The organism is Pseudomonas sp. P4_C4, from assembly GCF_056402055.1.
Genome location: NZ_JBFUID010000030.1, coordinates 42,166 through 61,915 on the forward strand (window position 1 = coordinate 42,166; position 19,750 = coordinate 61,915).

26 protein-coding genes are annotated in these 19,750 nt (G+C 57.7%); 8 read left to right on the forward strand and 18 right to left on the reverse strand.

The window, feature by feature from the left end:
• The 5 genes from pheS to thrS form a co-directional block, all read right to left on the reverse strand.
• On the reverse strand, nucleotides 1-1,017 hold the full coding sequence (gene pheS, locus AC1DXW_RS16745) for a phenylalanine--tRNA ligase subunit alpha (RefSeq protein ID WP_007975711.1): 1,017 nt from the start codon (nucleotides 1,015-1,017) through the stop codon (nucleotides 1-3).
• A gap of 109 nt (nucleotides 1,018-1,126) precedes the next feature.
• The gene (gene rplT, locus AC1DXW_RS16750) at nucleotides 1,127-1,483 is read right to left on the reverse strand and encodes a 50S ribosomal protein L20 (protein ID WP_007905879.1); all 357 of its coding nucleotides are present in this window, start codon (nucleotides 1,481-1,483) and stop codon (nucleotides 1,127-1,129) included.
• A gap of 28 nt (nucleotides 1,484-1,511) precedes the next feature.
• Complete coding sequence (gene rpmI, locus AC1DXW_RS16755; RefSeq protein WP_002553160.1) at nucleotides 1,512-1,706, reverse strand: 50S ribosomal protein L35; 195 nt, start codon at nucleotides 1,704-1,706, stop codon at nucleotides 1,512-1,514.
• 60 nt (nucleotides 1,707-1,766) lie between these two features.
• Nucleotides 1,767-2,318: a translation initiation factor IF-3 gene (gene infC, locus AC1DXW_RS16760; RefSeq protein WP_172668659.1), complete on the reverse strand. Its 552-nt coding sequence runs from the start codon at nucleotides 2,316-2,318 to the stop codon at nucleotides 1,767-1,769.
• Nucleotides 2,318-4,240, reverse strand: coding sequence for a threonine--tRNA ligase (gene thrS, locus AC1DXW_RS16765; RefSeq protein WP_477760229.1), 1,923 nt, complete (start codon nucleotides 4,238-4,240; stop codon nucleotides 2,318-2,320). Before thrS ends, infC begins: the two co-directional genes overlap by 1 nt.
• Nucleotides 4,241-4,614: 374 nt before the next feature.
• On the opposite strand from thrS, the gene AC1DXW_RS16770 reads away from it, so the two are divergent.
• Both AC1DXW_RS16770 and AC1DXW_RS16775 read left to right on the forward strand, forming a co-directional pair.
• Entirely contained in the window at nucleotides 4,615-4,917 is a 303-nt protein-coding gene (locus tag AC1DXW_RS16770; protein ID WP_477754767.1) for a hypothetical protein, read from the forward strand.
• A 292-nt stretch (nucleotides 4,918-5,209) separates the two neighbouring features.
• Nucleotides 5,210-5,422 carry a cold-shock protein gene (locus AC1DXW_RS16775; protein ID WP_003179963.1) on the forward strand — a complete coding sequence of 71 codons (213 nt, stop codon included), beginning with the start codon at nucleotides 5,210-5,212 and terminating at the stop codon, nucleotides 5,420-5,422.
• 70 nt (nucleotides 5,423-5,492) lie between these two features.
• Here the strand turns inward: AC1DXW_RS16775 and AC1DXW_RS16780 are convergent, their stop codons facing one another.
• Together AC1DXW_RS16780 and AC1DXW_RS16785 are read right to left on the reverse strand one after the other, a co-directional pair.
• Entirely contained in the window at nucleotides 5,493-5,813 is a 321-nt protein-coding gene (locus AC1DXW_RS16780) for an I78 family peptidase inhibitor (RefSeq protein ID WP_477754768.1), read from the reverse strand.
• Nucleotides 5,814-5,978: 165 nt separating this feature from the next.
• Nucleotides 5,979-6,284: a hypothetical protein gene (locus tag AC1DXW_RS16785; RefSeq protein ID WP_477754769.1), complete on the reverse strand. Its 306-nt coding sequence runs from the start codon at nucleotides 6,282-6,284 to the stop codon at nucleotides 5,979-5,981.
• A gap of 132 nt (nucleotides 6,285-6,416) precedes the next feature.
• Here AC1DXW_RS16785 and AC1DXW_RS16790 point away from each other — a divergent pair, with 132 nt between their 5' ends.
• On the forward strand, nucleotides 6,417-6,629 hold the full coding sequence (locus tag AC1DXW_RS16790) for a hypothetical protein (protein WP_477754770.1): 213 nt from the start codon (nucleotides 6,417-6,419) through the stop codon (nucleotides 6,627-6,629).
• 33 nt (nucleotides 6,630-6,662) lie between these two features.
• Here AC1DXW_RS16790 and AC1DXW_RS16795 read toward each other — a convergent pair whose 3' ends face one another.
• The 8 genes from AC1DXW_RS16795 to AC1DXW_RS16830 all read right to left on the reverse strand — a co-directional run bounded on the left by AC1DXW_RS16795 (nucleotide 6,663) and on the right by AC1DXW_RS16830 (nucleotide 14,361).
• A complete protein-coding gene (locus AC1DXW_RS16795; RefSeq protein ID WP_477754779.1) occupies nucleotides 6,663-7,631 on the reverse strand; it encodes a nucleoside hydrolase in 969 nt (322 codons plus the stop codon).
• A 103-nt stretch (nucleotides 7,632-7,734) separates the two neighbouring features.
• Entirely contained in the window at nucleotides 7,735-8,139 is a 405-nt protein-coding gene (gene rbsD, locus AC1DXW_RS16800) for a D-ribose pyranase (RefSeq protein WP_477754771.1), read from the reverse strand.
• Entirely contained in the window at nucleotides 8,136-9,053 is a 918-nt protein-coding gene (gene rbsK / locus AC1DXW_RS16805; protein WP_477754772.1) for a ribokinase, read from the reverse strand. Before rbsK ends, rbsD begins: the two co-directional genes overlap by 4 nt.
• 91 nt (nucleotides 9,054-9,144) lie before the next feature.
• The gene (locus AC1DXW_RS16810; RefSeq protein WP_477754773.1) at nucleotides 9,145-10,164 is read right to left on the reverse strand and encodes a LacI family DNA-binding transcriptional regulator; all 1,020 of its coding nucleotides are present in this window, start codon (nucleotides 10,162-10,164) and stop codon (nucleotides 9,145-9,147) included.
• A gap of 3 nt (nucleotides 10,165-10,167) precedes the next feature.
• Complete coding sequence (locus tag AC1DXW_RS16815; protein WP_477754774.1) at nucleotides 10,168-11,145, reverse strand: ABC transporter permease; 978 nt, start codon at nucleotides 11,143-11,145, stop codon at nucleotides 10,168-10,170.
• The gene (locus AC1DXW_RS16820; RefSeq protein ID WP_477754775.1) at nucleotides 11,142-12,695 is read right to left on the reverse strand and encodes a sugar ABC transporter ATP-binding protein; all 1,554 of its coding nucleotides are present in this window, start codon (nucleotides 12,693-12,695) and stop codon (nucleotides 11,142-11,144) included. Before AC1DXW_RS16820 ends, AC1DXW_RS16815 begins: the two co-directional genes overlap by 4 nt.
• Before the next feature lie 55 nt (nucleotides 12,696-12,750).
• Nucleotides 12,751-13,707: a substrate-binding domain-containing protein gene (locus AC1DXW_RS16825; RefSeq protein WP_477754776.1), complete on the reverse strand. Its 957-nt coding sequence runs from the start codon at nucleotides 13,705-13,707 to the stop codon at nucleotides 12,751-12,753.
• Nucleotides 13,708-13,899: 192 nt separating this feature from the next.
• Entirely contained in the window at nucleotides 13,900-14,361 is a 462-nt protein-coding gene (locus tag AC1DXW_RS16830; protein ID WP_477754777.1) for a hypothetical protein, read from the reverse strand.
• A 352-nt stretch (nucleotides 14,362-14,713) separates the two neighbouring features.
• Here AC1DXW_RS16830 and AC1DXW_RS16835 point away from each other — a divergent pair, with 352 nt between their 5' ends.
• The 3 genes from AC1DXW_RS16835 (at nucleotide 14,714) to AC1DXW_RS16845 (ending at nucleotide 16,947) form a co-directional block, all read left to right on the forward strand.
• Nucleotides 14,714-15,802 carry an asparaginase gene (locus AC1DXW_RS16835; protein WP_477760230.1) on the forward strand — a complete coding sequence of 363 codons (1,089 nt, stop codon included), beginning with the start codon at nucleotides 14,714-14,716 and terminating at the stop codon, nucleotides 15,800-15,802.
• A gap of 181 nt (nucleotides 15,803-15,983) precedes the next feature.
• Complete coding sequence (locus AC1DXW_RS16840; RefSeq protein WP_150727134.1) at nucleotides 15,984-16,253, forward strand: DUF1654 domain-containing protein; 270 nt, start codon at nucleotides 15,984-15,986, stop codon at nucleotides 16,251-16,253.
• A gap of 4 nt (nucleotides 16,254-16,257) precedes the next feature.
• Complete coding sequence (locus AC1DXW_RS16845; RefSeq protein ID WP_477756028.1) at nucleotides 16,258-16,947, forward strand: endonuclease; 690 nt, start codon at nucleotides 16,258-16,260, stop codon at nucleotides 16,945-16,947.
• An 86-nt stretch (nucleotides 16,948-17,033) separates the two neighbouring features.
• On the opposite strand, the gene AC1DXW_RS16850 is transcribed toward AC1DXW_RS16845, so the two are convergent.
• Nucleotides 17,034-17,399: an SPOR domain-containing protein gene (locus tag AC1DXW_RS16850; protein WP_477756027.1), complete on the reverse strand. Its 366-nt coding sequence runs from the start codon at nucleotides 17,397-17,399 to the stop codon at nucleotides 17,034-17,036.
• Between the two features lie 250 nt (nucleotides 17,400-17,649).
• On the opposite strand from AC1DXW_RS16850, the gene csrA reads away from it, so the two are divergent.
• The gene (gene csrA, locus AC1DXW_RS16855; RefSeq protein ID WP_053161267.1) at nucleotides 17,650-17,841 is read left to right on the forward strand and encodes a carbon storage regulator CsrA; all 192 of its coding nucleotides are present in this window, start codon (nucleotides 17,650-17,652) and stop codon (nucleotides 17,839-17,841) included.
• A gap of 184 nt (nucleotides 17,842-18,025) precedes the next feature.
• Here the strand turns inward: csrA and AC1DXW_RS16860 are convergent, their stop codons facing one another.
• Entirely contained in the window at nucleotides 18,026-18,481 is a 456-nt protein-coding gene (locus tag AC1DXW_RS16860) for a DUF2214 family protein (RefSeq protein ID WP_477756026.1), read from the reverse strand.
• A 202-nt stretch (nucleotides 18,482-18,683) separates the two neighbouring features.
• Between AC1DXW_RS16860 and AC1DXW_RS16865 the strand changes: the two genes are divergently transcribed.
• The gene (locus AC1DXW_RS16865; protein ID WP_477756025.1) at nucleotides 18,684-19,436 is read left to right on the forward strand and encodes a carbonic anhydrase; all 753 of its coding nucleotides are present in this window, start codon (nucleotides 18,684-18,686) and stop codon (nucleotides 19,434-19,436) included.
• A 75-nt stretch (nucleotides 19,437-19,511) separates the two neighbouring features.
• Here the strand turns inward: AC1DXW_RS16865 and AC1DXW_RS16870 are convergent, their stop codons facing one another.
• Nucleotides 19,512-19,706 (reverse strand): hypothetical protein, encoded by a 195-nt coding sequence (locus AC1DXW_RS16870; protein WP_477756024.1) that lies wholly within the window; start codon nucleotides 19,704-19,706, stop codon nucleotides 19,512-19,514.
• Between the last annotated feature and the right edge of the window lie 44 nt (nucleotides 19,707-19,750).

Consider the following 19,750-nt stretch of genomic DNA (forward strand, 5'->3'; position numbering starts at 1 on the left):
CTAGCGAAATTGCGCGAGGAACCGCAAGTCGTTGTCGAAGAACAGACGCAAGTCATTCACGCCGTAACGCAGCATGGCCAGACGCTCGACACCCATGCCGAAGGCAAAGCCCGAGAACTCTTCCGGGTCGATCCCGGACATGCGCAGCACGTTCGGGTGAACCATGCCGCAGCCCATCACTTCCAGCCAGCCGGTCTGCTTGCAGACGCGGCAGCCTTTACCGCTGCACATCACGCACTCCATGTCGACTTCAGCGGATGGCTCGGTGAACGGGAAGTAGGAAGGACGGAAGCGCACCGCCAGTTCCTTTTCGAAGAACACCCGCAGGAACTCTTCGATGGTGCCTTTGAGGTCGGCGAAATTGATGTCGCGATCGATCAGCAGGCCTTCGACCTGATGGAACATCGGCGAGTGGGTGATATCGGAGTCGCTGCGGTATACACGGCCTGGGCAGACGATGCGGATCGGCGGCTGTTTCGACTCCATGGTGCGGACCTGTACCGGCGAGGTATGGGTGCGCAACAGCATGTTCGCATTGAAATAGAAGGTGTCATGCATCGACCGGGCCGGGTGGTGGCCTGGGATGTTGAGCGCTTCGAAGTTGTGATAGTCGTCTTCGACCTCAGGGCCTTCGGCGATGCCGTAGCCAATACGGGTGAAGAACTGTTCGACGCGTTCCAGAGTGCGGGTAACCGGATGCAGACCACCGGAGGTCTGACCACGGCCAGGCAGGGTCACGTCAATGGACTCGGCGGAGAGTTTGGCAGCCAGATCGGCTTCTTCAAACAATGCCTTGCGCGCATTAAGGACCTCTGTGACACGCTCCTTGGCAACGTTGATCAGCGCACCGACCTGCGGACGCTCTTCTGCCGGTAAATTCCCCAGGGTCTTCATCACCTGAGTCAATTCACCCTTCTTGCCAAGGTAGTGAACCCGGATTTGCTCCAGGGCATTGATATCTTCAGCGCTTTGCACAGCCTCTAGAGCTTGAGAGACGAGCGCATCCAGGTTTTCCATGTACAGACTCCAGATACAAAATAGGGGAAGAGCTTGAAGGCTCTTCCCCTATTTATGACGTTTAACACCTGGCCCCACAGATGCGAGGCCGGGTGACTGTCGGGGGTACTTAAGCCAAGGTGGCTTTAGCTTTCTCGACAATCGCAGCAAACGCCGCTTTTTCGTTCACTGCCAGATCAGCCAGAACCTTACGGTCGATCTCGATGGACGCTTTTTTCAGGCCGGCGATGAAACGGCTGTAGGACAGACCGTTGATACGAGCACCAGCGTTGATACGAGCGATCCACAGAGCGCGGAACTGACGTTTTTTCTGACGACGGTCACGGTAGGCGTATTGGCCTGCCTTGATTACCGCTTGCTTGGCAACACGGAATACGCGGGAGCGTGCGCCGTAGTAGCCTTTAGCAAGTTTCAGAATTTTTTTGTGACGCTTACGGGCAATGACGCCACGCTTTACACGAGCCATGAGTTACTTCCTCTATTCTTGACTAAAATTAACGAAGGCGCAGCATGCGCTCGACTTTTGCCACGTCAGACGGATGCAGCAAGCTGCTACCGCGCAGTTGACGCTTACGCTTGGTCGACATTTTGGTCAGGATGTGGCTCTTGAAAGCGTGCTTGTGCTTGATACCGTTAGCAGTTTTCAGAAACCGCTTAGCAGCACCACTTTTGGTCTTCATTTTTGGCATGTTCGGATACTCCGCATTCAGTTGATAAACATAATCAGAAGGCCTGCCGTGCCCTGTTGATTACTTCTTCTTTTTCGGGGCGATGACCATGATCAGCTGGCGTCCTTCCATCTTAGGATGCTGTTCGACCGAACCGTACTCGAGCAAGTCACCTTCAACTCGCTTGAGGAGTTCCATCCCCAGCTCCTGGTGGGCCATCTCACGGCCGCGGAATCGCAAGGATACCTTGGCCCTGTCCCCATCACTCAGGAAACGTACCAGGTTGCGCAGTTTTACCTGGTAATCCCCTTCCTCCGTCCCTGGACGAAACTTGATTTCTTTAACCTGGATCTGCTTCTGGTTTTTCTTGGCCGCGGCAACCTGCTTCTTCTTTTCGAAGATCGATTTGCCGTAGTCCATCAGTTTGCAAACAGGGGGTACTGCATCGGCGGAAATCTCCACCAGATCCAGCTTGGCCTCTTCAGCCTTAAGAAGCGCGTCTTCAATTGACACAATCCCAAGCTGTTCACCTTCAGCTCCAATTAACCGAACCTCGCGTGCCGAGATATTCTCGTTGATCGGGGCTTTCGGTGCAGCTCGTTTATCTTGTCTCATTTCACGCTTAATAATAATTACTCCGAATCTGGGCGACCACGCCGGGAAACCGCTTGCGCGAGAAACTCAGCGAACTGGGCGACGGGCATCGAGCCCAGGTCAGCACCTTCACGAGTACGCACAGCGACAGTCTGCATCTCGACTTCCCGATCTCCGATAACCAAGAGAAAAGGAACCTTGAGCAAAGTATGCTCGCGGATTTTAAAGCCGATCTTTTCATTTCTCAAGTCAGACTTGGCACGAAACCCGCTTTCGTTGAGAGTTTTTTCCACTTCGGCGGCAAAATCAGCCTGTTTATCAGTGATATTCATCACCACTGCCTGGGTCGGAGCCAGCCACGCGGGGAATGCGCCCTCGTAGTGCTCGATCAGGATTCCGACGAAACGTTCGAAGGACCCCAGGATCGCCCGGTGCAACATGACCGGGTGCTTGCGACTGTTGTCTTCGGAGACGTATTCGGCTCCCAGACGGACAGGCAGGTTAAAATCGAGCTGCAGGGTACCACATTGCCAAACGCGGCCGAGGCAATCTTTCAGCGAGAACTCGATCTTCGGACCGTAGAACGCCCCCTCGCCCGGCTGCAGATCGTACGGCAGGCCCGCGCTATCAAGGGCTGCGGCCAGCGCAGCTTCGGCGCGGTCCCAAAGCTCGTCGGAACCGACGCGTTTTTCCGGACGAGTGGACAGCTTCATCTCGACATCGGTGAAGCCGAAGTCGGCGTAGACATCCATGGTCAGCTTGATGAACGCAGCGGATTCAGCCTGCATCTGTTCTTCGGTGCAGAAAATGTGCGCGTCGTCCTGGGTGAATCCACGCACGCGCATGATGCCGTGCAAGGCACCCGATGGCTCGTTACGGTGGCAGGCACCGAATTCGGCCAGGCGCATCGGCAACTCGCGGTAGCTCTTCAGGCCCTGATTGAACACCTGCACGTGGCACGGGCAGTTCATCGGCTTGATCGCGTAGTCGCGGCTTTCCGACTGGGTGGTGAACATGTTGTCGGCGTAGTTGGCCCAGTGCCCGGACTTTTCCCACAGGCTGCGGTCAACGACCTGGGGCGTCTTGATTTCCAGGTAACCGTTGTCGCGCTGCACCTTGCGCATGTACTGCTCGAGCACCTGGTACAAAGTCCAGCCATTCGGGTGCCAGAACACCATGCCCGGCGCTTCTTCCTGGGTGTGGAACAGGCCCAGGCGCTTGCCGATCTTGCGGTGGTCGCGCTTCTCGGCTTCTTCGATGCGCTGGATGTAGGCGGCCAGTTGCTTCTTGTCGGCCCAGGCGGTGCCGTAGACGCGCTGCAATTGCTCATTCTTGGCATCGCCGCGCCAGTAGGCACCGGACAGCTTGGTCAGCTTGAAGGATTTCAGGAAGCGGGTATTCGGCACGTGCGGACCGCGGCACATGTCGACGTATTCTTCGTGATAGTACAGGCCCATGGCCTGCTCGTTCGGCATGTCCTCGACCAGGCGCAACTTGTAGTCTTCGCCACGGGCCCTGAACACTTCGATCACTTCGGCGCGCGGAGTGACTTTCTTGATCACGTCGTAATCTTTCTCGATCAGCTGCTGCATGCGCTGTTCGATGGCCGCCAGGTCGTCCGGAGTGAAAGGACGCTCGAAGGCGATGTCGTAATAGAAACCTTCGTCGATGACCGGACCGATGACCATTTTGGCGGTCGGGTACAACTGCTTGACCGCATGGCCAACCAGGTGGGCGCAAGAGTGGCGAATGATCTCCAGCCCCTCTTCATCCTTTGGCGTGATGATTTGCAGCGACGCGTCGCTGTCGATGATGTCGCTGGCGTCGACCAGCTTGCCATTGACCTTGCCGGCCACGGTGGCCTTGGCCAGGCCTGCACCGATGGATGCGGCGACCTCGGCTACGGAAACCGGGTGATCGAATGAACGTTGACTGCCGTCGGGAAGAGTAATAGTTGGCATGGCGCCTCCTCTCCTAGTGGTGACCCCTACCAAAGGTCACGTGGGTTGGGATGAGCCAGTACAAGATCCGGTCCAGGCCATTCAATGACGAACGCCTGCCTTACAGCGGCAGGAGCCTTGCGGCCAACCGGAAAACCGAACCAGAGTGACTGGGATTCAAATCAGGGTTAATCGCGCATCTGCCGCCGCCGGGACTGAAGGTCATCCGGAGCTTGCAAACGCCCGAGCGAGGCATGCTAGCACAGATGAACGGTCGTCGATGCACGCAGACTTTGTGCGGGGGCAAATCGGTCATTTTTATGCCAGAGTGATGAACTTGAACACCGCTTCGCCCCTCAGATAACACGTCATTGACCCACAAGGAGCATCCCAGCATGCGTCTGAACCGTTTGTTCGCCGTAGTCGCACCCATCGTTCTGCTGCTGCCATTGGCCGCCCACGCCGACTGGCCAAAGGGTGAGCGCGAGAAATACATGGCGCAATGCGTCCCTGCAGCGGCACAAAAGATCGGTGATGCGAAGGCAAAAGCCGTCTGTGGTTGCGGCGCCGACCAGCTCAAATCCTATCCTGCCAAAGACCTTCAGGCATTGATGGACGGCACGGCAAGTCAAGAACTGGGAAATCAGGCGATGCAGAAAATCGCCACTTGCAGGGTCGATGCCGGGGCGAAGAAATAAGCTTCTCGCATTGATTTTTTCACCTGCAATGACCGAAAAAACAGGCCGAATGTCGCTTTGCCTGACATTTTATGAAGGTTTTACAGCTTTTTTTATCGTCTTTACTTTCGGCTGAAAGCCTTTTAAAACGGGGCTTCCAGCCACATGAAGCACTAAAGAATGCTCGTCTGCAAAGCAAACAGCTCGCCCGGGGGGCTCCCAAAGCGAACATTTCGACTATGATATCCGGGTGTGCCCAGTTGGCCTGAGCAGCACAGTACTACTGAAAATATATGTTTCTTGGAGATACACCATGTCTAATCGCCAAACCGGCACCGTTAAATGGTTCAACGATGAAAAAGGCTTCGGCTTCATCACTCCTCAAGGTGGCGGTGACGACCTGTTCGTACACTTCAAAGCTATCGAAAGCGACGGTTTCAAAAGCCTGAAAGAAGGCCAGACTGTTTCCTTCGTGGCTGAGAAAGGCCAAAAGGGTATGCAAGCTGCTCAAGTTCGCCCAGAGTAATTTCCAGGCGCACTAAAAAAACCCCGTCCATGTGACGGGGTTTTTTATGGGCGAAACAAAAGCCGAGTGATCAGCCGCAGTTGACGCGAGTGACCACTTTATTGGCATCGGTGTTCAGGTTAAGACGGTCTGAACGGTACTCCAGCGTCACCATATCGGTTGGCAGCAGGAACCGCGCGTTTTGCGCTCCTGCGCGGGTACGCGCTTGCTCAAGCAATTGCGGCGATGCCTGTTTGCCGATGGTGAACTCGGCAGCCTTTGCCTCACAGCGACTGTGACCCGTGTCAGTCGTCGCAACATCCGTTGTTGCCGGCTCCGTAGAGGTAGTGCTGCAACCGGCCAGTGTGGCAACGGCCAACAAAGTACCCAATGACGCGAGCTTCCAAGGCATGAAGCCTCCTTATTCAATGATTAAGCTGAGATCGTGCGACAACCAGACTGGCGTTTGGTTTCACAGGGAGCACTGGCACCCTGCCCATGATCCGGACGAGCCGCGATTCTGCCTGAGCGCGGCGCTGCCCTTGATCACTGAATCGTGACTGAATATGAACGACGCTCAATAGACGTCGATGTAGTCGTAAGGAGGGTTGGGCCAGTTCTCATTCAACGCATTGAAGATTTGCATGACCCAGACTTCATCGCTGGCCGCGACCCGCCCGACATAACCGGAGCCCTTGGCCCAGGTTTCGAGTCGAAACAACAACCCGTCGATATCGGTACCGCCCACGACACCCGAGGAGATATAGGCAATGCCTCCTTTGGCGACCCGCAACTGGGTGTGCTCATCGTCACTGGCGCCGGCCAGCAACTGACGCACCGCCTCAAGGGTCAGGCCATCCGGGGAGTTCAAATCGATCTGCACAGCGCATTCCTTGAATATTCGTCAGAGACCAAGTGTCGCACAGCCCTCCTTTCATGCCTAAGTCGACGTGTCAAAAGCCCCGTAAAATGGTTAACTCGGCACTCAGACTTCCCCGACCTCACGAGCGCCATCATGACCACCGTAAGCATCGACGCTGACATCAAGGCCAAGTGGCAAGACGGCCACAGCTCCTACAGTCCAGGCAGCACGGAAGAGCTCGCCATTATCGGTATCGACCTGCTGGTCAGGGACCTTGGAACCGAAGCCGCCCAATCGTTCATCGAGCAGATTTTCGAGAAACATCTGTCCGGCCAAAAGGCCGAAGCCGTTAGCGGGCGGGAGTGAAACCCGCTGGCAGGCACCCGTGGGACATTAGGCTCATTTCAGGCGAGCCAGGCGCTCGGTCAGCAGATCGAAGAAGCCCTGGGCATCGCCGCTTTCAACCCAGAAGGCATTCTTTGGCGCTTTCAAGCTGTCATACCAGTCGACGATGGTTTGTCCAAAGGTCGGTCCTTCGCGGCTGTCGACCACCACGTTGACCGAGCGACCGCTGAACAATTGCGGCTTGAGCAGATAAGCGACAACCGTGGCGTCATGCACCGGGCCGCCCGGAATGCCGTAGTGTTCCATGTCGCCCTTGATGTATTCATTGAGAATGTCGCCCACCAGTCGGCTGGCGTTGTTGTTCAGCGCGGCAATCTGTTTCAGGCGCGCTTCGCTGGTAAGGATCTTGTGGGTCACATCCAGCGACAGGTAGGTCAGCTTCACGCCGCTGTTGAGCACCACTTCGGCCGCTTGCGGGTCGGCGAACAGGTTGAACTCGGCCACTGGCGTGATGTTGCCGCCGTTGAAGTGCGCACCGCCCATGACCACCACTTCCTTGATGCCCTGAACGATACCCGGCTCCTGGATCAGCGCCAGGGCCAGGTTGGTCTGTGGGCCTAGCATGGCGATGGTAATGCTGTTGGGCCTGGCCGATTTCAGGGTATCGATCAGGTAGGTGATGGCGCTGCCCTCGGCCAGGCCTTGTCTGGGCTCATGCACGGCAATGCCCGACAACCCTTCCTTGCCATGAATGTCCTCGGCGTAGATGGGTGTGCGCATCAGGGGCTTGGGCGCCCCCGCATAGACCGGAACCTCTTCGCGCCCCGCCCACTCCCTGGCCAATCGCGCATTGCGCGAGGTCTTGTCCAGGCGAACGTTGCCGGCTACGGTGGTCAATGCGCGGACATTCAGCTCGTCCGGCGATGCCAGGGCGAACAACAGGGCAACGACATCGTCAGCCCCTGGATCGGTGTCGATGATCAGGTCGATCTTTGGTGCCGCCTGGGCGTTGGTTGCGGTCATCAGGGACAAAAGCAGCAGACTCCGGAGCAGTGGGTGCAGTTTCTGAGCATAGCGATACGGGGCGCACTCCTTGTGCCTGGGACATCAAAACGCGGACAGCCAGTCAAAACGTAACGCCGGCGACCAGCACAATGTTGCAGTACGGTTGGCATTCGCCTGTACGAACAATCGCCTTCGCTTGTCGGCTCAGGACCTTGAATTGTTCATGGGTGAGCACTTCACGCCGACCCAACGCGCCTTCACCGTTCAGTTCTTCCAGCGCGACCAGGGCCGACGGCTTTTTATCGAAGATTTCCTGTGCCAGCACATGGCTTTCGACCTGCATCTCACTGAGCACKACCTTCAAGGTGCTGACAAAATCCGGTATGCCGGGGGTCAAGGCCAGGTCAATCAATTCAACGCCCGGTGGAACCGGCAGCCCCGAATCTCCGATGACGACCAAGTCGCCATGTCCCAAAGACGCGATCAGTCGCGACAGCGCAATGTTGAGCAGGGGTGTCTTTTTCATGGAATTTTAAACGCCTGTACATCGCTCAAGGCGGGAATCGAAGGTTGCGCGCCGGCCCGGGTGACCGACAACGCCGCAGCCACCTGCCCGAAGCGGATCGCCGACACCTCATCTTGACCCGCGGCCAGCGCCGCAGCGAAACCGCCGACAAACGTATCGCCGGCCGCCGTGGTATCGACAGCCTTTACCACGGGTGCGGGGAAATGTTCGAAGCGTTGGCCATCGGCAAACAGCGAACCTTGCGCACCGAGGGTGATGATCACCTTGCCGGCGCCCAGGGCTATCAGGCGGGTCGCCGCGGCTTGTGCGGTGTCCAGGGAGTCCACTGACAGACCGCTCAGGGCCGACGCTTCGCTTTCGTTGGGAATCAGGTAATCGATGGACGCGTACCAGTCCGATGGCAACGGACGACTGGCCGGTGCCGGATTGAGGATGACAGTCTTGCCCAACTCGCGACCGCGCTTGAGCGCATGGCCAACAGAAGCATCGGGCACTTCCAGCTGACAAATGAGCACATCCGCCGCGTGTATCACCGAATCAAAACGGTCAATGGCTTCAGCGGTCAATGCACCGTTGGCACCGGGGACGATCACGATGGTGTTCTGACTGCTGTCGTCGACCACAATCAACGCCACGCCGCTGGAACCGTCAATGGTGCTCACCGCCTGGCAATCGATCTGCTCGGCCAACAGCGCCCCGCGCAGCGCCTCACCATAGGCGTCACTGCCCACGCACCCGATCATCGACACCCGGGCTCCCAGCCGCGCCGCAGCCACGGCCTGATTGGCGCCCTTGCCGCCGGAGACGGTGGTAAACGACTGACCAATCAGCGTTTCACCGCCCTTGGGCAAGCGCGGCGCCCGGGTCACCAGGTCCATGTTCAAACTGCCTATTACCACTACTTTTGCTGGCATACATTGCTACTCACGATTCTGTTTCGGCGGCGCTGTGGGTTCAGCGGCGTTCTATTTTCAACGGCTTTCTGTTTTCAACGGCTCTCTGTTTTCAACGGAACTGGGCAAACACGCCGGCCAGCGGCGCCGTCGATTCACGTATGACGATACTCGGCGTCACGATCCGCTGATCGGTCGCCAGGCCCGGCGTGGCGATTCGCCGTAAAAGCACTTCGGCGGCCATTTCACCGAGTTGCAGGATCGATTGCCCCACCGTGGTCAACGACGGATAGACATACCGACTCATCTGGATATCGTCGAAGCCGATCACCGACAACTCACTCGGTACGCGAATATTGCGCTCGGCGGCGGCCCGTAGCACGCCGATGCCAATCATGTCGTTGGCCGCAAAAATGGCGGTAGGCGGCTTGTTTTCCAGCAAAACCGCGGCAGCGCTGTAACCGCCAGTGCTGGTGAAATCGCTTTCCAGCATGCGCTCGGGAGAGACTTCGACGCCCGCCTCCTTCAAGGCCCGGCGATAACCCGCCAGACGCATCTGCGCCACGCTGGTGTTCTCCGGCCCGCTGATCGTGGCGATATCCCGATGCCCCAGTTCCAGCAGGTGCCGGGTCGCCAGATACGCGCCGTATTCATGGTCGATGCGCACCAGGTCCGCATCGATACCGTCCAGTCCGCGGTCGACGATCACCATGGGCGTGCGGACGCCTTTAAGACCTTGCACCAGGCCACTGTCGCCGCCGGCCGAGGCGACAATCAGGCCGTCGATACGCTTTTCCAGCAGTACACGCAGATAGCTGCGCTGCTTGTCTGGATTGTCGTCGGAGTTGCACAGGATGACGCAGTAACCGTTTCGCTCGCAGTAATCCTCGATACCCCGGGCAAGCTCGGCGAAATACGGGTTGAGGCTGTTGGGCACCAACAGGCCGATGGTCGCTGTGGTCTTGGCCTTGAGCGAACGGGCCACGGCGCTGGGGACGTAGTCGAGGGTCTGGATTGCCGCCTCGACCTTGATCCGGACCTCTTCACTGACCGGGCGGGTCTTGTTCACCACATGGGAAACCGTGGTGTAGGAAATGCCGGCAAGGGCTGCCACATCTTTGATAGTCGCCATGACTCAGGTCCGCCGGCTTGCGCGTTGACTGCGATAGGTGTCCAGCACCACCGCCACCACGATCACCGCGCCGGTAATGATGCGTTTGGTCGGCTCGGTTGCGCCGATCTGCGCCAGCCCCGCGGCCAGCACGGAAATGATCAGGACGCCAAAAAACGTGCTGATCACCGAACCGCGCCCGCCCATCAGACTGGTCCCGCCGATCACGACGGCTGCAATCACCTGCAACTCAAGGCCGGAGCCGGCATTCGGGTCCGCGGCTTCCAGGCGAGAAATCTGGAACAACGCGGCAATACCGGCCAGCAACCCCATCAAGCTGAAGACCAGGATTTTGTAGGGCTTGGGATTGATCCCCGCCAGCCGCACGGCCTCTTCGTTGGTGCCGATACCGATCAGGTAACGACCGAACACCGTGCGGGTCAACACGGCCTGGGCGATGAAAATGATCAGCAACGCGATGATGAACGACGGTGAAATGCCGAAGGCGATCGGGTTGGACAACCAGGCGAACGCATCGCCGATGTAGGCCGTACGCGAACCGGTCATCTGGTACGCCACCCCGCGAGCCATTTCCAGCACGCCCAGGGACACGATGAACGACGGAATCCGCCACGCCACCGTGATCGAGCCGGTGATGGTACCGGCGAACGCCGCAACGGCCATGCCCAGCAGCGCCGCCGGCAGAACGCCCCAGCCCCAGCCAAGAATCGCCACGCTCACGGTCGAAGCCGCCAATGCCAGCACCGAACCTACCGACAGGTCGATGCCACCAATGATCAACACAAAGGTCATGCCGACCGCCAGCACCATCAGGTCCGGAATCTGGTTGGCCAGGGTGCTGAAAGTATCGTAGGACAGGAAGTGACTGCTCAGCACCGAGAACAGCACGATCATCGCCAACAAGGCACCTGCCAGGCCCAGATAGGTGCCCAGGCCGTAGAAGTTGCCATTGCGTTTGCCGGCGAAAGAAGCGGTTTTCATGGAAGATCCCTAGGCGCGGCTTCAAAGAGCAGCGCATCACGTTTTTGGTAGCCGGCGAAAGCAGCGGCGAGCAACTCATCCTGGGTCCAGCTGTCGCGATCGAATGTATCGATCAGCCTCCCCGCCGACAGCACACCGATCCGGTCGCAGATCAGCATCAGCTCGCGCAAATCGCTGGAGACCACCACCAGCGCCTTGCCCTGGCGGGTCAATTCGCCGAGCAGGTTGTAGATATCGAACTTGGCGCCGACGTCGATGCCGCGGGTCGGCTCGTCGAACAGCAGCACCGAGCAATCGCGCTCCAGCCAACGGCCGATGACGACTTTCTGCTGATTACCGCCGGACAACTCGGACACCAACTGTGCCGGACCGGAACTGCGAATGCGCATGGCGTCGATCTGACGCTGGGCCAGGGCGTTCTCCTCATCGTTGTCGACCAAGCCAGCACTGGAGATGCCGGGCATGTTGCCCAAAGCGATGTTGGCGCCGATCGATTGGGTCAGCAAAAGGCCTTCGCCCTTGCGATCTTCGGTGATCAAGGCAATGCCGTGCCCGACCGCATCCACTGGCGAACGCACATTGATGACCTGCGCCGGCGCCCCCAGGGCAATCGTGCCGCTGTCGGCGATATCGGCCCCGAAGATCAGACGCAGCAATTCGGTACGCCCCGCACCGATCAAACCGGAAATGCCGAAAATCTCTCCGGCACGGACTTCGAACGACACGTCGCGAACCTTGTCGGAACGACTCAGGCCCTTGACCGTCAACATAGGGGCGCCGATCTTGCGCACCCCCATATCGATGTGTTCGCCGAGCTCGCGCCCGACCATCAGGGTGACCAGTTGCTCGCTGTTGTAGTTGGCCATTGGCTCGACGCAAACCAGATTGCCATCGCGCAGCACGGCAATGCGCTGTGCGACCCGCGCCAGCTCTTCGAGGCGGTGAGAGATGTAGATGATCGATACGCCGCGAGCTTGCAGGCGGGTGATCTGCTCGAACAACATTTCGACTTCGCGTGCAGTGAGCATCGCGGTCGGCTCGTCGAGAATCAGCACATGACAATCGCCAATCAGGTTGCGGGCGATCTCGACCATTTGCTGGTGGCCGATGCCCAGTTCGCCGACCAGGGTGTCCGGGTCAATGGCGTCGAGCCCGACCTGAGCCATGGCCTCGATCGCAGCCTTGCGCAATTGCTTGCGGCTGATCCAGCCACCTATGCTGGGCAGATTGTCGAGAAACAGGTTTTCCGCCACCGACAGGGTCGGCAGCAGATTGAGCTCCTGCATAACCATGCGGATACCCAGCGCTTCAGCCTGAGCCCGGCTACCCGGACGATAGTCCTGCCCCTGAAACTGCATCTGGCCGGTGGTCGGCGTGACCAGCCCGCCAATAATCTTCGAAAGCGTGCTTTTGCCTGCACCGTTTTCACCGGTCAACGCCAGCACTTCCCCGCGCATGAGTGTCAGGTCGATGCCGGCCAGGACCGGTTGGGCGTAGGTCTTGCCGATACCGCTGACCGAGAGGACAGCGTTCGGAGCGCAAACTGACATAAAAACTCTCCATGCGCTCGTCCGGCTGGACGAGCGCCGTTATGTCGCCAGAAGGCTACTTGGTGACCAGCTCTACCGGCGTTTCAATCACGCCATTGACGCCGCCGTCGACCTTTTCACCCTTGAGAATTTTCAGTGCAGTCTCGATACCGAACACCGCCTGTTTGGCCGCGAACTGGTCCGCGGTGGCCAGCACGCGACCGTCCTTGAGCATTGGCTGGATGGCATTGATGTTGTCGTAGCCGACCACTTGCACCTTGCCGGCCTTGCCCGCGGCGCGCACGGCAGACACCGCACCGACCGCCATGCTGTCGTTGCCGGCCAACAGGGCCTTGGTTTGCGGGTATTCACTGAGAATCGAGGCGGCCACCTTGTTGCCTTTGTCGATTTCCCAGTCACCGGATTGCAGGGACACGACCTTGATCTGTGCCGCCTCCATCGCATCCTTGAAGCCCGCGGTCCGCTGCTGGGCATTGGTGGTCGTGGACACACCTTCGATGATGCCGACTTCGTCACCGGCCTTCAGCTGTTTGGCCAGGTAATCGCCCACCAACCGCGCACCCTTGCGGTTGTCCGGGCCTACGAACGGCACATTGATGTTTTTGCTTTTGACGACGGCGGGGTCCAGCTGGTTGTCGATGTTGATCACGGTGATACCGGCATCTATGGCTTTCTTGATCACCGGGACCATGGCTTTGGAGTCTGCCGGCGCAATCACCAGTGCATTGACCTTGGCCAGGATCATCTGCTCGACGATGCGCGTCTGACCTGCGGTGTCGGTTTCATCCTTGATGCCGTTGGAGATGAGCTCGAATTCGCCGGAGTGATCTTTCTGGTAGGCCTTGGCGCCGTCTTCCATGGTCAGGAAGAACTCGTTGGCCAGGGATTTCATGACCAGCGCGACTTTCGGTTTTTCCGTGGTTTCAGCAAAGGCCGAAGAGACAGGCAGTGCAGCGGATGCGGCAGCCAAAATGGCGACAGCGAGAAGACGTCCAGCGAATGGCAGCTTCATGGGTTCACTCCGATCTTATGATTATTGTGAGCAACGCTTGCGCTGGCGTAAGCTTCACGACCCACTGCGATGAAAAGCCATCACTGGAGCCGCGCAAACGTTTGCGTGAAGCAAACTATGCGAACCCTGCCGGTATTTGTCAACGACCTGAAAAGTGCTTTCAGAGATGTTCAGCGAAAAACGGCATCCAGTTCACGCCGTGGTGTTGACCACCGATCCCGTGCCAGAACCCTTGGCCAGCTCTTTGATCAGGCTCGCGCTCACTTGCAGGATGGCGCCGTTGGTGTCGGCAACCTGCCCCTCAATGGCCGCTACTGCCGTGGTCTTGGCTTCCGGAGTCGGATAAGACGCCGCCTGGGCCTGCGCCAGTTGCTGCTGTTGCTCGCGCAATTGCTGTTGCAGCTCCTTCAGACGCTTGAGCAGGATCTTCACCGCAATGCTGGTGTTATCGCTGGTTTGCGATTCGGCCTGTGCGCCGGCACTTTCTTCCAGACCTACCGGGCCCGTTTTAACCTGGGTACCGTCGCCTTCCTTTGCACCCAGCGCTTGAGCAGCCGCATCCCCTGTCGCATCGCCTAAAGCACGAATGGTCGTCGCAGACTTTCCCCCAATGGTGATGCCCGCGGCATTTGGGAAGCCAATAGATAACGACATGTGAACTCCTGCAGAAAAAGACCCCTTGAAGGAGCATCGACCGACGCACGCGTTTCTTTAGTCGTTAACGACGATTAGAGGCGTTGAAATCTTAAACAGAACTGCAATCCGTTTCGGAGAGCCGAACGCGAAAGTTAAACATGTTCGGTAATCCGGACGCCAAGACCCAAAACCGCCTCCGGACACAAACAGCAATACCGTTACAAATCATTAAGTTAAGCGTTTTTTTCGATTCAGAGTGTTGCTGGTACAGATCCTGCTCTTCCCCTCGCACCCCAGCGTTCAGATTCGCCTGGGGGCGTATCTAGATGAACTTGCATCTGCACCGCCTCACAACTAGAAGAGAAAAATAATGACATCTGCACTCAAGACCTTTGTTCCGGGCGCCTTGGCCCTCCTCCTGCTTCTGCCCACCGCCCTTCAGGCCAAAGAAGCCGAAACCCAACAGAAACTGGCCAACGTGGTGATCCTGGCCACCGGCGGCACCATTGCCGGCGCAGGGGCCAGCTCCGCCAACAGCGCAACCTATCAAGCAGCGAAAGTCGGCATCGAACAGTTGATCGCTGGCGTTCCTGAGCTGAGCCAACTGGCTAACGTTCRCGGCGAACAGGTCATGCAGATCGCCTCCGAAAGCATTACCAACGAAAACCTGCTGCAACTGGGTCGCCGCGTGGCTGAACTGGCCGACAGCAAAGACGTCGATGGCATCGTGATCACCCACGGCACCGACACCCTGGAAGAAACCGCGTACTTCCTGAACCTGGTGGAAAAAACCGAGAAGCCGATCATTGTCGTGGGCTCGATGCGCCCGGGCACCGCGATGTCCGCCGATGGCATGCTGAACCTGTACAACGCGGTAGCCGTGGCCGGCAGCAAAGACGCGCGGGGCAAAGGCGTGCTGGTGACCATGAACGATGAAATCCAGTCGGGTCGCGACGTCAGCAAGATGATCAATATCAAGACCGAAGCGTTTAAAAGCGCCTGGGGTCCGCTGGGCATGGTAGTAGAAGGCAAATCCTACTGGTTCCGCTTGCCAGCCAAGCGCCACACCATGGATTCCGAGTTCGACATCAAGACCATCAAGAGCCTGCCTGACGTCGAGATCGCCTATTCCTACGGCAACGTCAGCGATACCGCTTACAAGGCCCTGGCTCAATCCGGCGCCAAAGCCATCATCCACGCCGGCACCGGCAATGGCTCGGTATCGTCGCGGGTAGTTCCATCCCTGCAAGCCTTGCGCAAGGACGGCGTGCAGATCATTCGCTCCTCCCATGTCAACGCCGGTGGCTTTGTATTGCGCAACGCCGAACAGCCTGACGATAAATACGACTGGGTCGTGGCCCACGACCTGAACCCGCAAAAGGCCCGTATCCTGGCGATGGTCGCGCTGACCAAGACCAACGACAGCAAAGAGCTGCAGCGGATGTTCTGGGAATACTGATTTGCCCTCGCCCGACCGATCCGGTCGGGCACCCCATGCGCCATTCGCCAGCCTTGGCGAGTGGCTGCCGCTGGATCTGACAAAAAAACTCCCTTCGCCTTATGCCAAACGGAACAAATCGCTGTCAGACGATTTTCTTGATTTTTAAGCAGTTGCGAAATGGCCTACAGTTAAATACTGTATGCACGTACAGCTTAATAAGGATAATTCCGTGGACACCACCTCCTCCTCTCCTGACACCTATGTACGCATGGGCCTGCGCGTTCAGAAAATCATCAACTCTCCCACCGCACAAAAGGCCAGGGCAGCACTGATCTTCCGCCTTCCTGACGAGCCGGTGGATGAATGGGAACGCTTGCTGGAAGAAATCGACGAAAACGACAACGTCACCCTCGCCTATCGCGACGATGGCGGCGTGCAGATTTTCTGGGTTTTGCCGAAGGAAGACTGAGTCGATGAGTGCCCGCTGGTTTGCTTTGCTGTTCCTGTTTTTTGTCATGGGCGCGCAAGCCGACGCCCCGCGCACCTTCACCGAAGCGAAAAAGGTGGCGTGGAAGCTCTACGCGCCCCAATCCACCGAGTTTTACTGTGGCTGCAAGTACACCGGCAACCGGGTGAACCTTGCCGCCTGCGGTTACGTGCCACGTAAAAATGCCAAACGCGCATCCCGCATCGAATGGGAGCATATCGTTCCTGCCTGGCAGATCGGCCATCAACGCCAGTGCTGGCAAGAAGGTGGCCGCAAGAACTGCACCCGCTACGACCCGGTTTACCAAAAGGCCGAGTCCGATCTGCACAACCTGGTGCCCAGCATTGGCGAGGTCAATGGCGATCGCAGCAACTTCAGCTTCGGCTGGCTGCCCGAGCAGTCGGGGCAATATGGTTCCTGCCTGACCCAGGTCGACTTCAAGGCCAGGAAAGTCATGCCCCGCCCGTCCATCCGCGGCATGATCGCCCGAACGTACTTCTACATGAGCAAGCAGTATGGTTTACGTCTGTCGAAACGGGATCGGCAACTGTACGAAGCGTGGGACAAAACCTATCCGGTTCAGGCCTGGGAACGGCAACGCAACCAGAGCGTGGCGTGTGTCATGGGGCGCGGCAACGAGTTCGTCGGCCCGGTAAACATGAAGGCCTGCGGTTGAATCCAGGCGACACCTGAAACAAAAAAGGCCTCGGGACTAACCACCCGAGGCCTTTTTTGTTTCTTCAACGTCTGCGCTACTGAATGTTATTGAGCGGCCGGACGCTCAAGCACCAGCAATTCGATGTTCTGTTTCTTCGCGCGAGTGAGCGCGGCACGGACTTCATCCTGTTTGGCTTCGGCCTCGGCTTTCGAATTGAACGGCCCCATCAGGATTCGTGTATTGCCATTTTCCTTGACGACGCTGGACATGAAGCTGTGCTCGATCAGCCAGCCACTCAAATCGCTGACCGCCTGAGGGGTTTCACCTCGCACTTCAAGATCCCATTGCGGGCCGGACACCGCCGCGGGTACGGCAGCCATGGCCGGTTCAGGCTTCGGCGCATCCACACTACTGCCCTCGCCACATCCCGCCAGCGCCAATATCGCGATTACCAAAACCATTTTGCGCACGGCGTTTCCCTCTAAATCCATAAAGCAGGGATTTTAACATCCATGAATACTTCGCGAGTGCCGTAAAATGGGCTCAAAACAACGAGAATGATGGTTGCGGCCTCTGTATAGTTACGCCTTGGGAATTAATGCCGCATCTGCACGTCAGAAAGAGGCACCCAAACCGCGAGACTTCGCACTAATCTATACGTACCACCGACCTCTGCACTGTCCGAATCAGGTGCCCCACAAAGCAATCAAGGAGAAGACCATGCTGATACTCACCCGCAAAGTCGGTGAAAGCATAAACATTGGTGATGACATTACGATCACCATCCTGGGCGTAAGCGGCCAGCAAGTCAGGATCGGCATCAACGCCCCGAAGGACGTTGCAGTGCATCGTGAAGAAATTTATCAGCGCATTCAGGCTGGCCTGACCGCCCCGGAAAAGCCGCAACCCTGAATCCTGTTGCAGTCAGTAGCCAGCCCGTTCAGTCCGGAATCACGGCTGGCTAAAGATTCGGCATTGCATCGCTTCCGCCTGCTTTCCACACAAGCCTCCAGGGTTCGATACTAGCGACAAGCTCAACGCTCTGGCTGTCAGACATTTCTGGTTCACCCCACGGAAGTACGCGTTAGCTGCGTGATCAACCAAACATCACGCCACGCGCCATACCAGTCGCCGCCACCACCATCAGCAGCACCAGCAGCGCCTCGACATGACTGATCCGCGCAAATAGCTTCGCGCGGCCTGTATCGATCGCCACTTTACGGGCAAGCGCTATCCGCCATTTGATCAGCGTCACCATTGGCGCAATCTCCAGCAGCAAGATCAGGACGAACAGCGTCATCTTCAGATGAAACAGCGGCTGATGCAGGTAATAGTCCGTGCCTTTCTCGTACCCGCCAAAGGCTCGCATCCCCCCGCTGACCAGCAAAACGACAGCTGAAATACCCCAGATATTGTCCGCCATCAGAACACTGCGCACTTGCGCGGCCCCATCGGCCAAACGCCGAAAAGCTGTGCCTCGAACCAACACCGCCCAAAATCCCAAGGCAAATGCCAAAAGATGAACCGCCGCTAGAAACCAGTGAGTCAGCATCGAGAAACTCCTGCCAGGTCGAAGTTGTATGAGCCTGTCAGTAGTAGCCCATGAAATGGCTGCTTGCACGGCATCTGCGGACATTGTCCGGAACACAAATGACAGACCGACTAGACTCCATTGCGCTGGTATTGAGTGTCCGTGACAGTACCGGCCCCAACGACAACTCACTCTCACCGCATTGAACTGAGTAAACAAAATCATGTGTGAATCATGTGATTCAAGCTCTGCTTCAAACACAACAGGCCGTCGTCGTTTTCTTCAACTTGCCGGATTGGGCGCAGGCGCCCTGCTGCTGACCGGCACACTGCCCGGCAAGCTCATCCAGGCAGCCGAAAAAGCGTCAGCCCCACCCAAACCTCAAAACGTAATCAGTCCCGATATGGCGCTGAAAAGACTGATGGAGGGCAATGAACGATATGTAAGCGGTACTTCCACTACACACGATTTCAAGGCTGAGCGAGAGGCCCTGGTGTCCGGTCAAAATCCGTTCGTGGCAGTACTGAGCTGCTCCGACTCGCGGATCGCCCCGGAATATGCGTTTGATACCGCGCGAGGCGATCTTTTCTCCATCCGCGTCGCGGGCAACTTCGTGACCCCGGAAGGCCTGGCCAGTCTTGAATACGGGGTTGCCGTACTGGGCGCACCGCTGATTCTCGTACTCGGTCATGAGAGCTGTGGCGCCATCGAGGCAGGCATCAAGGCCGTCAAGGATCAGACGATTTTCCCCGGCCATATCCCGAAACTGACTGACGCACTCAAGTCGGCAATCGAGACAGTGCTGAAGCAACCCGGGAGCTTGATGGAAAACGCCACCGCGCAAAACGTCAAAAACTCTGTCAACAGCCTGAAACAGGCCTCGCCATTGCTGACAGATGCGCAGAGCAAGGGCAAGTTGAAGATAGTGGGAGGCATTTATCGCCTGGCAAGCGGCAAGGTAGAGTTGATCGTTTGAACCGCAACACGCACATCGCCTGCATCGGAGCACAACCCCGCATGCAAAGAGCCCAGCGCGATGGCTGGGCTCTGTTTATTTTCGATTTTCCATCATTTTGTCGGCGAGGGCTTTAGCCCTCTCGATCAACAGGTTCTGCCTGTCTTCGTGCGTAGCACCGCCCACAATCGGGGCAGTCAGATTGCTTTCCGCAATCAATGCAGTGCAGAAGTATTGATCCCAAACAGCCTTGTCCACAGATGCCTGCTTGCTGATTTGATCGACGTTCATAGGCGGCTCCTTTCGATGAGGCAGCCCCACCAGTTTACGCCTGA

What these genes read in the sequence shown, in the direction of transcription:
- pheS (WP_007975711.1), bottom strand. Translation starts at nt 1,017, where the DNA reads ATGGAAAACCTGGATGCGCTCGTCTCTCAAGCTCTAGAGGCTGTGCAA.
- rplT (WP_007905879.1), bottom strand. Translation starts at nt 1,483, where the DNA reads ATGGCTCGTGTAAAGCGTGGCGTCATTGCCCGTAAGCGTCACAAAAAA.
- rpmI (WP_002553160.1), bottom strand. Translation starts at nt 1,706, where the DNA reads ATGCCAAAAATGAAGACCAAAAGTGGTGCTGCTAAGCGGTTTCTGAAA.
- thrS (WP_477760229.1), bottom strand. Translation starts at nt 4,240, where the DNA reads ATGCCAACTATTACTCTTCCCGACGGCAGTCAACGTTCATTCGATCAC.
- AC1DXW_RS16770 (WP_477754767.1), top strand. Translation starts at nt 4,615, where the DNA reads ATGCGTCTGAACCGTTTGTTCGCCGTAGTCGCACCCATCGTTCTGCTG.
- AC1DXW_RS16775 (WP_003179963.1), top strand. Translation starts at nt 5,210, where the DNA reads ATGTCTAATCGCCAAACCGGCACCGTTAAATGGTTCAACGATGAAAAA.
- AC1DXW_RS16780 (WP_477754768.1), bottom strand. Translation starts at nt 5,813, where the DNA reads ATGCCTTGGAAGCTCGCGTCATTGGGTACTTTGTTGGCCGTTGCCACA.
- AC1DXW_RS16790 (WP_477754770.1), top strand. Translation starts at nt 6,417, where the DNA reads ATGACCACCGTAAGCATCGACGCTGACATCAAGGCCAAGTGGCAAGAC.
- AC1DXW_RS16795 (WP_477754779.1), bottom strand. Translation starts at nt 7,631, where the DNA reads ATGACCGCAACCAACGCCCAGGCGGCACCAAAGATCGACCTGATCATC.
- rbsK (WP_477754772.1), bottom strand. Translation starts at nt 9,053, where the DNA reads ATGCCAGCAAAAGTAGTGGTAATAGGCAGTTTGAACATGGACCTGGTG.
- AC1DXW_RS16810 (WP_477754773.1), bottom strand. Translation starts at nt 10,164, where the DNA reads ATGGCGACTATCAAAGATGTGGCAGCCCTTGCCGGCATTTCCTACACC.
- AC1DXW_RS16815 (WP_477754774.1), bottom strand. Translation starts at nt 11,145, where the DNA reads ATGAAAACCGCTTCTTTCGCCGGCAAACGCAATGGCAACTTCTACGGC.
- AC1DXW_RS16820 (WP_477754775.1), bottom strand. Translation starts at nt 12,695, where the DNA reads ATGTCAGTTTGCGCTCCGAACGCTGTCCTCTCGGTCAGCGGTATCGGC.
- AC1DXW_RS16825 (WP_477754776.1), bottom strand. Translation starts at nt 13,707, where the DNA reads ATGAAGCTGCCATTCGCTGGACGTCTTCTCGCTGTCGCCATTTTGGCT.
- AC1DXW_RS16830 (WP_477754777.1), bottom strand. Translation starts at nt 14,361, where the DNA reads ATGTCGTTATCTATTGGCTTCCCAAATGCCGCGGGCATCACCATTGGG.
- AC1DXW_RS16840 (WP_150727134.1), top strand. Translation starts at nt 15,984, where the DNA reads ATGCACGTACAGCTTAATAAGGATAATTCCGTGGACACCACCTCCTCC.
- AC1DXW_RS16845 (WP_477756028.1), top strand. Translation starts at nt 16,258, where the DNA reads ATGAGTGCCCGCTGGTTTGCTTTGCTGTTCCTGTTTTTTGTCATGGGC.
- csrA (WP_053161267.1), top strand. Translation starts at nt 17,650, where the DNA reads ATGCTGATACTCACCCGCAAAGTCGGTGAAAGCATAAACATTGGTGAT.
- AC1DXW_RS16860 (WP_477756026.1), bottom strand. Translation starts at nt 18,481, where the DNA reads ATGCTGACTCACTGGTTTCTAGCGGCGGTTCATCTTTTGGCATTTGCC.
- AC1DXW_RS16865 (WP_477756025.1), top strand. Translation starts at nt 18,684, where the DNA reads ATGTGTGAATCATGTGATTCAAGCTCTGCTTCAAACACAACAGGCCGT.
- AC1DXW_RS16870 (WP_477756024.1), bottom strand. Translation starts at nt 19,706, where the DNA reads ATGAACGTCGATCAAATCAGCAAGCAGGCATCTGTGGACAAGGCTGTT.